The organism is Chromobacterium fluminis, from assembly GCF_011602385.1.
GTDB classification, from domain to species: Bacteria; Pseudomonadota; Gammaproteobacteria; order Burkholderiales; family Chromobacteriaceae; genus Chromobacterium; species Chromobacterium fluminis.
On sequence record NZ_JAAOMA010000040.1, the window covers coordinates 14,208 to 25,960 of the forward strand.

Sequence of the window (11,753 nt, forward strand, 5' to 3'; positions counted from 1 at the left end):
CTCAAGCGTGACTCTGACGCAGGACGAAGCGGCCGGCTTCAGCGTTCTGCTGCAGCGCGGAAGACATCATCGTGGTCAGGTCCTGGGTGACTTTCTGGGTGCTGGCGAAAACTTCCACCGCCTGCTTCAGCCATTGTTCGATCTGCTCCATCGCGGCGCGCGCCAGGGTGAAGTCAGCCAACATGTCGCTGGCGTTCTTCATGAACACGCCCTGCGCCACATTGCCGCCGGCCTGGGTGGCGGCTTGCGCCACTTCCCCGCCCACCACCACGCGGTTGAGGGTGTTGGCCATCAGTTGCTTGGCCGCGGCGTCCTTGGGCAGGCCCAGGCTGTTGGCCAGGCGCTGGAAGCCCTGGGTCAACACCTTGCTGCCGTTCTTGGCCATTTCCTTGAGCAGGGTGGGCACCATCTTGCGCATCGAATCGCCCATCATCTTGCTCAGAGCGCCGCCCAGCTTGCTAGCGACACCCTTGCCCACCATGGAGATCGCCACCACCGCAAAGACCATGGCAACCGCGGCGTAAATCATGCCGGCGATGGAGCCGATGGTATCCGCAAGGTTTTTATCCACGCCGAATGCCTTTAGCGTTTCACTGACGATCTTGCCCACCAGGTCCATCAGCGGCTTCAACATCGCCATGACGGCGTCCATGATCGGCTTCATGGCCTTTTCCATGAAGGACACCCCGGTGGTGGCCTTGACCACCTCATCCGCCACCATCAGCGCGAGGCCCACCGCGGCCAGCGCCAGGCTGGCGCCGCCGGTGAATACTGCGGCCACGACGCTGATCACTGTCAGCACCGCGCCTAGAATCTTGCCAATGCACCCCATGGTGCGATTGAGTTCTTCCGCCTTACGCACTTCTTCCTGGTACTCGGCGGATTTTTTGTCCATTTCCTTCTGGCGGCCTTCCTGCATGGCCTGGAACAATGCCAGATCGTTTTTCAGGCTTTCTTCGCTGTTCTTGCCCACCATCTCGACGAACATCGCCATCAACATGGTCAGCTTGGCCACGCCGGTCAGATGGTCTTCCGCGCCTTGCTGTACCCCGCCGCCCTTGGTATTGAGGCCTTGGGCCTGGGTCAACAACGAGTCGGCCTTGGCGGTCTTGTCCTTGGCGAAGTTGTGCGCGTCGGTGGCGGCCTGTTCCGCCTTGTCGGCCTTGAGCTTGGCGGCCTGAGCTTCATTGGAGGCTTGGTCCCGCGCCGCCAGCGCCTGCTGGTAGCCGGCGTCTTCCGGTGTCAGGCCATCCAGCTTGGCCTGGGCCTGGGCCAGTTTCTGCTTGGCCGCTTCCAACGTTTCTTTGGCCGTTTTCAAATCGCCCAGTGCCGTCTGGTAGGCTTCGGTGGCTTGTTCCGCCTCGCCTATCGCCTGCTGCAATTCGTCCGACAGCTTCTGGCCCATCGCCGCTTGCGCGTCCATCATTGCGCGCCAGGTGGCGATGCGGCTTTCCAGCTGCGATAGCGAAACGTTGCCCAGCAAGGACATCAACTGTCCCAGCAGCAGCGTCAGCTTGCCCGCGCCGTCCAGCTCTTCCTTTGCCTTGGCCGTGGGCTGGGTCAGCGGCGGCGTGTTCAGGTCGCCGCGCGGCTTGGCGGCGCCGGCGTCATCGCTGACGCGCATCGTGAACAGCGCTTGCGCCGACTTCTGCGCGGCGTCGACGAATTTCTCGCTCGCCTGGGTATTGCCCGAAAGCGCTTTCGCCAGCTCGGCACTGCCAAGATTGAAGCCTTGACCGATAGTGTTACCGCTCATGCTTGCTCCTTTTCCTGCTGACGGGATTGCTCGGCCTCCGTCTCCTGCAAACTATCCAGATACACTTGGGCCTTGGCGCGCAGCGACTCGTCGTCGCTTTGCTCGCACACCAGCTCGAAACATTGCCTGGCCTTGGCCGCCTTGCGCATGAACAACTGGCACTGTCCGGTGAAGAACACCGGCCGGTAGTCGTTCTTGCTCAGGGCGAAGGCCACCGCGTACAGATCGGCGGCCTTCTGGAACTGTTTCTTGAGCTGGCACACGGCGGCCAGCCCCATGATGTAGTCGGGGTTGTAGAAGTCGTAGATGCACAGAAAGCGGAAGAAGGTTTCCGCCTCGTCGAGCCTTCCCTTGTTGTAAAAATCGTAAGCGTGGGCGTACAAGCCTTCCATCATGTCCGGCGGAATGCCGTGCACGTCTTTCAGGGTGGCGCCCTCGCTTACCGCTTCCCAGACCATCTCTGCCAGGCGGTCGTCGCTGACACTGTCTTCAGGGTTCATCAAACTTCTCCTAGTCGCTGTCACCAACCCGGCAGAGCTGGCTAGAGACGACGGTTGTCTTGGGTGTGAAATGACCGTCGTCGCTGTCATTTAACAGCGGTCGGCGGGGGGAAACATTCAGGAATCGCTCATGGCAACGGCGCATCGGCTATCCGGGCGTGTTCAATACGGCCTTGCGGGTTTTGAGGCCGCCGCCGCGCGGGGGAAGATTGGCGTTGCCGGCCCCTCCCGGCGGGCGGGAAGGCTCTTGGGGCGCGTCTATGCGCTCAGCCCTCCTGATCGTCTCGCTTATCCACAGAGGCGGGCTTGGCGGCGGATTTATCCACAACAGGCCCGGCGGCGTTCGCGTCGTTCCCCTGCTCCGCCTGCGGCGGCGGCTCCGGTGCAGGCTCAGACGCCTCCGCTCCGGCGTTTTCCACCTGCTCCAGCCACATCAGCAAGCGCAGCACTTCCTCCACCTCGTCCAGGCTAACCAGGGAGTAACGGCGGTGGCTGGCGAAAATGCGCCGCGCCAACGGAATGTCGCGCACCACCGGCACGCCCACCTTCTCCGCATAGGCCCGCACCGCCAGCGCGCGCTGATTGGTCTCCATCACCGAGATGAAGGGGATGGGCAGCAACTCGGGCTTGAAATAGATGCCGACGGCGATATGGGTGGGGTTGGCCACGATCAGGCGCGAGTTTTCGATGTCGGACTTCACCTGCTCGGACAGGATCTCCATATGCGCCTCGCGGCGGCGAGACTTGATCTCCGGATTGCCCTCCTGCTCCTTCATCTCGCGCTTGACCTCCTGCTTATCCATCTTCATGTCCTTCATGAACAGGAAGTACTCGGCGATCGCGTCCAGCACCAGCACCGCCACGATGCAGCCCAGGCAGGTCAGCACCAGCGCCAGCAGCAGTTCGCGCCAGATCGCCGCCATGCCCATCGGATCGCCGTTGAGCTGAGCGAACAGCAGGGCCTTGTGCTTGTGCCACAGCACCAGCACCGCCACCACGAAACTGGCCAGGTAAAGCAAGGCCTTCACCGCCTCCTTCACCGTGCGCAGGCTGAACAGCTTCTTGAAGCCGTTGACCGGGTTCAAAGCCTCCAGATTGAGCTTCAAGGCCTCGCTGGCCAGCACGAAGCCGCTTTGCAGCAAGGACGGCAAGGCGGAGGCGACGATGCACAGCAAGAAGATGGGCAGCAAGAGCTTGATGCCCAGCCAGGCCACCGCCTGGGCGTAGCCCTGCATGTCCTGCTGGAAGCCGCCGGCGATCACCTGGCGGAAAGCGCCCATCAGCTCCACCAGCGAGCCAAAGGACACCAGATAGGCGACGCCGCACAGGGTCAGGCAGGCCACCACCAGATCGCGGCTCTTGAAGGACTGGCCTTTCTTGGCCGCGTCCTGCAAGCGCTTGCGCGTGGGTTGTTCGGTCTTGTTCGACATCTCAGCGCACCGGCGCGCTCAGCCAGCCAGGCAGCGCCGTCGGCGGGAAGGCCAGCCGCATCACCGTGTCGGGCAACACCGGGCCGAAATACATCAACATGATCAGCAGCGCCGCCGCGCTCTTCACCGTCAGCGACACCGCGAAGGCGTTCATCTGCGGCGCGAAGCGCGACAGCAGGCCCAGCACCACCTCGGACAACAGCAAGGCCGCCACCACCGGGCTGGCCAGCACTACCGCCTTGCTGATCACCTGATTGAGCAGGCTCAGCGTAGGCTGCAGCGCCGGCGTGCACGCGCCCAGCGGGTCGCACAGCTGATAGCTCTGACGGAACAGATCCAGCATCAGGCTCATGCCGCCGCCCTGCAGATACACCGCGGCGGCGAACAGATTGAACATATTGGCCAGTTCCGAAGTGTCCACCCCGTTGGCCGGGTCTATGCTGCTGCTCAAGGTGGCGCCGCGCTGGTTGTCTATGATGCTGCCCAGCGCGTGGAACACCCAGAACGGCCAGGCCAGCAAGCAGCCCAGCAGCAGGCCCACCGCGGCCTCGCGCGCGATCATCGCGATAAAGGGCAGCGCCTGAAAGGCCGGCAGCGCCTCCACCGGATGCGGCCACAGCCCCAGCGCCACCAGCATGGTGGCCGAGGTGCGCACCACGCCGCTGAGCACATTGCTGTTCAGGAAGGGCAGGATGAAAAACACCGGCGCCACGCGGGCGAAGCCGAGCGCGGCCGAGGCCACCCAGCCGTGGATTTCGAAGAACAGGCCGAACTGCATTCGTCTCAGCCTCGGGCCAGCGCCAGGCGCATCACCTCCCGGCCAAAGCCGAGCAGGGTTTCGCCGTACCAGCCGGACAGCAGGAACAGGCACAGGCTGACGCCGAACAACTTGATGCCGAAGGGCAGCGTCTGCTCCTGCAACTGGGTCACGGTCTGGAACAGGCCCACCAGCAGGCCGATGGCGGTGGCGACGATGATGGGCCAGGCCGACATCAGCAACACCAGGTACAACGCCTTATTGCCGGCGAACACCAGATCATTCATAGCAAAACTCCAAAATTGAGGCGGGCGGCATGGAAAGCGCGGCACTCCGCCCGCTCCATGAAAGCCATTCAGCTCTCCAGGACTCGGGAAGCAAAACCGAGCGCAGCGGCCGAGGCAAGGCGCGCCGACGCAGGCAGTACCCGTCGTACGACAAGGAGGCGCAACGCAGCATCGGCGGTTTTGCCCGCTACGAAGCCAAATCCAGGTACTGCAACACCAGCCCCTTGGACAGCAAAGTCCAGCCGTCCAACGCCACGAACAGCACCAGCTTGATCGGCACCGAAATCGTCACCGGGCTCATCATCATCATCCCCAGCGCCAGCAAGATGCTGGAGATCACCAAATCCACCACCACGAAGGGCAGGTAGAGATAAAAGCCGATCTTGAACGCGCTCTTGATCTCGCTGAGCGCGTAAGCCGGCAGCAAGGCGAAGAGGGACGGCTGTTCGTCCTCGGCCGCATTGCCGGTTTCGCGTTCGGTGCGCTGCGCCTGGGCTTTTTCAAAAAAGCTCACCAGTTCCGGATCGGAATACTTCTGCAAATAGCCGCGATAGCCGTCCAGGCCGTTCTCAACGAAGTTGCTCACGGACTCCACGCTGTTGAAGCTGACCTGCTCTTCCTGGTAGTGGCTATAGGCCTGCTGCGCGATCGGCAGCATCACGAACATCGACAGCATCAGCGCGATGCCGTTGAGCGTCATATTGGACGGCACCTGCTGCAGGCCCAGCGCGTTGCGCACCATCACGAACACGATGGAGAACTTGATGAAGCAAGTGCCCGAAGCGATCAGGAAAGGCAGCAGCGTGGCGAAAGCCAGCAGCGCGATCAGCGAAATATCATTCGACATCGGCGGCTCCGCCCAGCCACTCTGTCACTTCCACCCCCAGATGGCCGGCCAGCTGCACCAGTTCGCCTCGCCCCAGCAGCGCGCCGTTGGCGCGCACTTCCACCCGCCGCTCAACGTCGGCCGGCAGGTTCAACAACTGGCCACGACACAAGTCCTGCAATTCCGCCAGCGTCATCCGGCCGCGATGCAGCACGAACTCCAGTTCCACCGGCAGCTGCCCCATGTCTCGCGCCGGCGCTTCCTGCTCCGTCGCCTGTTGCGATTCATCCCATTCCATGACGATTCCTTCCTCATACGATTGATAAGTGCCCAGCGCGCGGTCGTGGCAGCGCACCGCCGCCGTCGGCTCGCGGATCAGCAACACGTCGCCGCGCGTCACGCCGCGCAGCAGACCCAGGCTGAGGCGGCTGTCGCCGATGACGAAGCGCAGCGGCCAGCTCAGCAAGGGCGCCGGGTCCAGCGCGTCTCCCGCCTCGAACTCCGGCGCGCGCTCCAGCCACAGCGGCCCCTCCGCGCACATCACCCGCAGCAGCGCTTGACGCGGCAAAGCGTCGCCCGGCCCCGCTTCGCCCAGGCTCAAGCGCTGATAGGCCAGCTCCGGCATCGGCGGCGTCAACGGCCGTTCCGCCGCCGCCAGCCATTGCGCCGCCTGCGCCTCCACGCCGGAGGACAGCGCCAGCCGCGCCAACTCCGGCGCGGCGCTCTCCAGCCAGGCGCGCGCTTGCAGCCAGCCCTGCCAGCGTTGTTCGGCGTCGGCCACCGACAACCACAGGCCGCCGCGCGGCGGCGTTTCCAGCGTCGCGTCCCAACCCTGGCGCCGCCAAGCCGCGGCGGCGCGCTGCAAGGCGCGCTCGCGCGCGTCGATTTGTCTGAGCGCCAGCATCAAGCGTCCTCCTCCTCATCCCGCTGTGGCTGCTGCCGGCCCTGCTCGCGGCCGTCGTCGCGGGCCATCTGCCATTGCTGCGGGTTGCCGGACTGCCATTGCTCGCCCAAACGCTGTTGCACCAGGCTGTCCGACGGCTGCAGGCTGAGCACGCCGCCGGGCTGGCTTTGCACGTTCACCGCGTGTTCGCCGCCCCAGCGCTGGAAGCGGTAGGTCAGGCCCGGCTGGGCCGGTTCCGGCGCGCTGGCCGCGGACAACGCCGTTTGGGCCTGAGCCTGGGCCGGGTCCTGCCGCGGGCGCGCCGGCGGCGCGGTGTCGCGCGCCGGCGTTGCCGGCGCGGACGCTTGGGCCTGCTGGGGCACAACCGGCGCGGCGGCCGCCGGCGCGGTCTCGTTCTTGCGCGCCTCGCCGCCTTCGCGCGTGACGGCCGGCGTCGGCGCGGGAGCCGGCGCGGCGGCGTCTGCTTTCGGCGCGCTCCGTCCATGCGGCGTCGGCGTAGCCGTCGGCATGGCGATAGACGTTTCTACGCGCGCGGCGGCCCCAGGCAGCGCGGCCTCGCCCTTGGCCGGCGCGTGCTCGGCTTTGCGCGGCGCCGGCTCGGCCTTGAACAGCACCCCCAGCGTCTGCGCCCCAACTTTGACCGGCGCGTCGGCCGCCGGCGTCAGGCTGGCGGCGTGCTCAGCCGCCAGCGCCGCCGCGGCGGCGCGCAGGCCCTGCGGCCCGACGGCGGTCTTGCCGCGCGCGTCGGCGGTCGGCCGTTCGCCATCGCCCAAAGGCGCCTGCCCCCGCTTGTCCGGCGCGGACACGGCGGCTTCCGCTGCGCGTCGGCCGCCGGCGTTCAGCCGCGCCGCGTTCCAGTGCGGCGGCAGCGGCGGCTGCCACAGCGCTCCTGCCGGCAGGCGGGAGCGGTCCTGCTCGCGCTCGCCGGCCTCGTCCTCGCCGTCGCGGTCCGGATCGGCGGCGTCTTGCCGCTGTCTTTGGGCTTCGCGGGCAAAGGCCTCGGCGGCGCCGTCCGCATCGGCCGCGCTTGCCGGCCGGGTGTCCGCGCTCGGCGCGGGAATGGGCGTCATCGCTTCCATATCGTCCTCTCTTCCTGCTCGGCCTCGTCCAGCCGCAAACGCCGCATGCGTTCCTGACGGCGCTGCAACTTGGCCCAGCGTTGATACTTGTCTTCCTTGCGCAGCCATTGCCGGCGCAAGACCTGTTGTTCCTCGCGTCGGCCGGCCAGGCCTTGGCGCTGTTCTTCCAGCTGGCCGTTTTGCAGATCCAGGTTCTGCAACTGGCGGCGCAGCACCGCCTGCTTGCGCTGCAGCGCGAACAGTTGGCCGCGGCTCATCGCCCCGGCCGGCCGTTGCGCCAGCAGCAATTGGCGCAGGCCCTGGCCCTGCGAGGCCAACGCCTCTTGCTCCGCCGCCAGCGCGCCGTCCTGGCGCGCCAGCTGAGCCAGTTCCGCCTCGCAACGCGATTGCGCCGCCTGACAACGGCGCAGCAGCGCGCCCAGTTTAGGCAACAAGCTCATGCAGGCTGCGCAGGGTGTCGGCGAAACCCGCGCCCTCGTCCACCGGTTGGCGCAGCCAGCGGCGCAGCGCCTCGCGCGCGTTCATCGCCCGGTCGTTGTCCGCGTTCTCGCCGGGGCGGTATTCGCCCAGGTCGATGAAGACTTGCAGCTCCTCCAGCCGCGCCATCAAGGCGCGCAGCGCCGAGGCCGCCTGCAAATGGCCGCCGTCGCACACCTGGCCGGCCACGCGGCTGGCGCTCTTGAGCACGTCGATGGCCGGGTAATGGCCCTGACCGGCCAGCTTGCGGCTCAGATAGATGTGGCCGTCCAGGATGGAGCGGATCTCGTCCGCCATCGGGTCCGGCTCGTCGTCGCTTTCCAGCAGCACGGTGTAGAAGGCGGTAATGCTGCCGCCGCGGGTGGCGCCGGGGCGCTCCAGCAGCCGAGGCAGGCTGTCGAACACCGAGGCCGGGTAGCCGCGCCGCGCCGGCGGTTCTCCGGCGGCCAGCGCCACGTCGCGCAGCGCGCGGGCGTAACGGGTCATGGAATCGACGAAGAGCACTACTTTCTTGCCCTGGTCGCGGAAGTATTCGGCCACCGTGGTGGCCAGCAGCGCCGCGTTGCAACGGTCCACCGAGGAGAAGTCCGAGGTGGCGAACACCAGCGCGCAGCGCTCGCGCTTGGGCGAGGCCCGCAGCGATTCGGCGAATTCGGTCACTTCGCGGCCGCGCTCGCCGATCAGGCCGATGACGAAGACGTCGGCGTCGCTCTGCTCGATCAGCATGTGCATCAACATGGTCTTGCCGCAGCCGGCGGAAGCAAAGATGCCGACGCGCTGGCCCACGCCGCAGGTCAGCAGGCCGTCGATGGCGCGCACCCCGGTGGCCAGCGGCTCGCGTATGCCCACGCGCCGAGAGTACGGCGGCGGGTCGGCGTCGATGCCGCGCTCCTCGCCGCCCACCCCGGCCTCGGGCGCGAAGCGCTCGACGATGCTGCCGGTGGGGTCCAGCACCGCCCCCAGCGCCGACTCGCCTATCCAGGCGGCCAAGGCGCGGCCGGTAGGCTGCAACACCGCCTCGCGCGACAGGCCGCGCGCGTTGCCGATCAGGCTGAGCACCGCGCGCGGGCCTTGAAAGCCCACCACCTGGGCGCGGGCCACCACGTCGCGGTCCTGCCAGCTGCGGCGGATGTCGCACAGCTCGCCTATCGCCACCTCGGGCAGCGCGGCTTCCAGAATGGGGCCGGACAGGCGTTGCGGATACGCCAGCCGGCGCAGCAGGCGCGGCGCTTTCATCGCAGCAGCGACTCGCTGAAGCGCTCCAGCGCGTCGAAAAAGCCGTTCAGCGCTTCGGAGAAGCGCTTGCCGTCGGTCAGATAATCCGGGTGCGCCATCGCTTTCAGTTCCAGATAGCCGTCATTGGTGGCCAGTTGCAGTTGGCCGCCGCGGGCGAAATGGCAGCCCTGCATGAGGTCCTGCAAGAGCTGGGCGGCGCGCTGGGCCAGCACCGCCTCGTTGTGCTCGCCCAAGCGCGACCACAACCACACCTCGCCGTCCTGGGCGCTGACGTGGATGCTGGGCAGATCGTGCAGATCCAGAGCGATGGTGGAGTGGCTGTCCAGCTCGCCCAGCAGGGCGGGATCGCACCCGCTCTCTTCCAAAGCGGCGCGGACCAGTTGGGCGATATCCATGGCGAACATAGGCGGAATCCTTTTTTAAATGGTTTTGATCACGTTCACCGACACGCTGTCGGCGATTTCGCCGAAGGACACCACTTCCAGATCGCGGAAGCGGGTTTCGACCAGTTTCTTGATGAAGCGCCGCACGTCCACCGAGGCCAGCAGCACCAGGTCCTTGTGCGCGATGCCCATGCCGTCCAGGCCAAGCGCGAACAGGTCCATCAGTTCGTCCGAGGCCGCCGGCTCCAGGTTGAGGAAGGCGCCGGCGGAGGTCTGGCGTATGCCCTTGCGCACCATGTCCTCCACCTCGGCGGACATCATCACCGCGCGCAACTCGCCGCCGCTGGCGAACTTGTGGCAGATGTAGCGCGCCAGCGCGCCGCGCACGTGCTCGACCAGATTGATCACGTCCTTCTCGCGCGGCGCCCACAGCGCCAGCGCCTCCATGATCAGCTTCATATTGCGCACCGAGATCCGTTCGGCCAGCAGGCGCTGCAGCACTTCGGCGATGCGCTGCACCGTGGCGTGGCGCAGCACTTCCTTGAGCAGGTCCGGGTATTTGGCCTCCAGCTGGTCCAGCATGTGCTTGGTTTCCTGGACGCCGAAGTATTCGTTGACGTGACGCGCCAGCAGCGCGGCCAGGCAGTGATAGAGCTCGTCCAGCGCCGGGCGCAACTGGTAGCCCAGCTTGGCCAACTTGTCGCCGTCGGCCGGGCGCACCCAGGCGCACTGGCTGGCGCCCTGGGCGCTGAACACCGGCTGCACCCCGAGCGCGGCGGCCTCGTCCGAGTAATTGACCACGCGCACCAGATCGAAATGCAGTTCGAACTCGTCGGCGCGGATCTCGTTGATCAGCACCGCCGCCCGGTTGTCCGGCAGGCCTTCGCCGTCGCGCAGCAGCATGTCAGGCAGCCGCACGCCGTAGTCGATGAAAAACTGGCTGCGCAGCCGCTCGGCCAACTGAGCCTGTTCCAGCGCGGCGCGGCGCGCCTTGGGCACCAGCAGGATCAGCGGCACGGTCTCCGCCGCCACCTTGTCCAGGTTGCCGATCAGGCCCAGGGTGCTGTCCTTGCCTCCGGCCGGCGTCGCGCCGGCGGCCGCGCTCGCGGGAGTCTGGGCCGCGCCCGGCGCGCCTTTGCCGGCCAGGCGGCGCTTGTAATAGAACAGGCCGCCCAAAGCCGCGGCCAGGATCAGGAACACGATCAGCGGGAAGCCGGGCAGCATGCCCACCGCCAAGGCCAGCACCGCGGTCACCACCAGCACGAACGGGTTGCCCAGCAACTGGCTCATGATGTTGCGGCCCATATTGTCGCCGTCGCCGTTGACGCGGGTGACGATGAAGCCGGCGCTGATGGCGATCAGCAGCGCGGGAATCTGCGCCACCAGGCCGTCGCCGATGGTGAGCATGGTGTAGGTGGACAGCGCGGTGGACAGGTCCATGCCGTGCTGGGTCATGCCCACGGAGATGCCGCCAATGAAGTTGACGAAGATGATGATGATGCCGGCGATGGCGTCGCCCTTGATGAACTTCATCGCGCCGTCGAAGGAGCCGTAAAGCTGGCTCTCGCGCTCCAGCACGCTGCGGCGCTCGCGCGCGCCGTCGGCATCCACGATGCCGGCCTTGAGGTCGGCGTCGATGCTCATCTGCTTGCCGGGCATGCCGTCCAGCGAGAAGCGCGCCGCCACCTCGGCCACTCGTTCCGAACCCTTGGTGATGACGATGAACTGCACCACGGTGACGATGGAAAACACCACGAAGCCCACCGCCAGGCTGTCGCCGATGACGAACTGGCCGAAGGTGTTGATGATCTCGCCCGCGTCGGCCTCGATCAGGATCAGGCGGCTGGTGCTGATGGACAGCGCCAGCCGGAACAGCGTGGTGATCAACAGCACCGAGGGGAAGGTGGAAAAGCTGAGGATGCGGTCGATGTAGAACGAGCCCATGAACACCAGCACGGCGATCACGATGTTGAGGCCGATCAGGAAGTCCACCAAATAGGTGGGCAAGGGGATGATCAGCATCGCGATGATCATCACCATCAACAGCAGGATCAGCAATTCCGGCCGCGAGCGCGCGCCGTTGAGCAGGGAGTTAAACACCGTTAGTCATCCAAGCGA

The 11,753-nt window shown here is 66.3% G+C and carries 12 protein-coding genes; all 12 read right to left on the reverse strand.

All coding sequences use genetic code 11. The annotated features are described in order from the left end of the window. Position 1: 1 nt before the first annotated feature. The 12 genes from sctE to HA052_RS21260 all read right to left on the reverse strand — a co-directional run bounded on the left by sctE (position 2) and on the right by HA052_RS21260 (position 11,735). Positions 2 to 1,756 carry a type III secretion system translocon subunit SseC family protein gene (sctE, locus tag HA052_RS21205; protein WP_166453471.1) on the reverse strand — a complete coding sequence of 585 codons (1,755 nt, stop codon included), beginning with the start codon at positions 1,754 to 1,756 and terminating at the stop codon, positions 2 to 4. Next, positions 1,753 to 2,256, reverse strand: coding sequence for a type III secretion system translocator chaperone SicA (gene sicA, locus HA052_RS21210; protein ID WP_081548835.1), 504 nt, complete (start codon positions 2,254 to 2,256; stop codon positions 1,753 to 1,755). Before sicA ends, sctE begins: the two co-directional genes overlap by 4 nt. A 266-nt stretch (positions 2,257 to 2,522) precedes the next feature. Further along, on the reverse strand, positions 2,523 to 3,686 hold the full coding sequence (locus HA052_RS21215) for an EscU/YscU/HrcU family type III secretion system export apparatus switch protein (RefSeq protein ID WP_166453472.1): 1,164 nt from the start codon (positions 3,684 to 3,686) through the stop codon (positions 2,523 to 2,525). 1 nt (position 3,687) lies between these two features. After that, on the reverse strand, positions 3,688 to 4,464 hold the full coding sequence (sctT, locus tag HA052_RS21220) for a type III secretion system export apparatus subunit SctT (protein WP_166453473.1): 777 nt from the start codon (positions 4,462 to 4,464) through the stop codon (positions 3,688 to 3,690). Between the two features lie 5 nt (positions 4,465 to 4,469). After that, positions 4,470 to 4,730, reverse strand: coding sequence for an EscS/YscS/HrcS family type III secretion system export apparatus protein (locus HA052_RS21225; protein WP_166453474.1), 261 nt, complete (start codon positions 4,728 to 4,730; stop codon positions 4,470 to 4,472). A gap of 187 nt (positions 4,731 to 4,917) precedes the next feature. Beyond that, positions 4,918 to 5,577, reverse strand: coding sequence for an EscR/YscR/HrcR family type III secretion system export apparatus protein (locus tag HA052_RS21230; RefSeq protein ID WP_166453475.1), 660 nt, complete (start codon positions 5,575 to 5,577; stop codon positions 4,918 to 4,920). Next, positions 5,567 to 6,460: a YscQ/HrcQ family type III secretion apparatus protein gene (locus tag HA052_RS21235; protein WP_166453476.1), complete on the reverse strand. Its 894-nt coding sequence runs from the start codon at positions 6,458 to 6,460 to the stop codon at positions 5,567 to 5,569. The genes HA052_RS21230 and HA052_RS21235 overlap by 11 nt, the downstream gene beginning before the upstream one ends. Further along, positions 6,460 to 7,539, reverse strand: coding sequence for a SpaN/EivJ family type III secretion system needle length determinant (locus HA052_RS21240; RefSeq protein WP_166453477.1), 1,080 nt, complete (start codon positions 7,537 to 7,539; stop codon positions 6,460 to 6,462). Before HA052_RS21240 ends, HA052_RS21235 begins: the two co-directional genes overlap by 1 nt. After that, positions 7,527 to 7,979: a SpaM family type III secretion system protein gene (locus tag HA052_RS21245; protein WP_166453478.1), complete on the reverse strand. Its 453-nt coding sequence runs from the start codon at positions 7,977 to 7,979 to the stop codon at positions 7,527 to 7,529. Before HA052_RS21245 ends, HA052_RS21240 begins: the two co-directional genes overlap by 13 nt. After that, a complete protein-coding gene (gene sctN, locus HA052_RS21250; RefSeq protein WP_166453479.1) occupies positions 7,963 to 9,252 on the reverse strand; it encodes a type III secretion system ATPase SctN in 1,290 nt (429 codons plus the stop codon). The genes HA052_RS21245 and sctN overlap by 17 nt, the downstream gene beginning before the upstream one ends. After that, on the reverse strand, positions 9,249 to 9,656 hold the full coding sequence (spaK, locus tag HA052_RS21255; protein ID WP_166453480.1) for an SPI-1 type III secretion system chaperone SpaK: 408 nt from the start codon (positions 9,654 to 9,656) through the stop codon (positions 9,249 to 9,251). Before spaK ends, sctN begins: the two co-directional genes overlap by 4 nt. Before the next feature lie 15 nt (positions 9,657 to 9,671). After that, positions 9,672 to 11,735 carry an EscV/YscV/HrcV family type III secretion system export apparatus protein gene (locus HA052_RS21260; protein ID WP_166453481.1) on the reverse strand — a complete coding sequence of 688 codons (2,064 nt, stop codon included), beginning with the start codon at positions 11,733 to 11,735 and terminating at the stop codon, positions 9,672 to 9,674. Between the last annotated feature and the right edge of the window lie 18 nt (positions 11,736 to 11,753).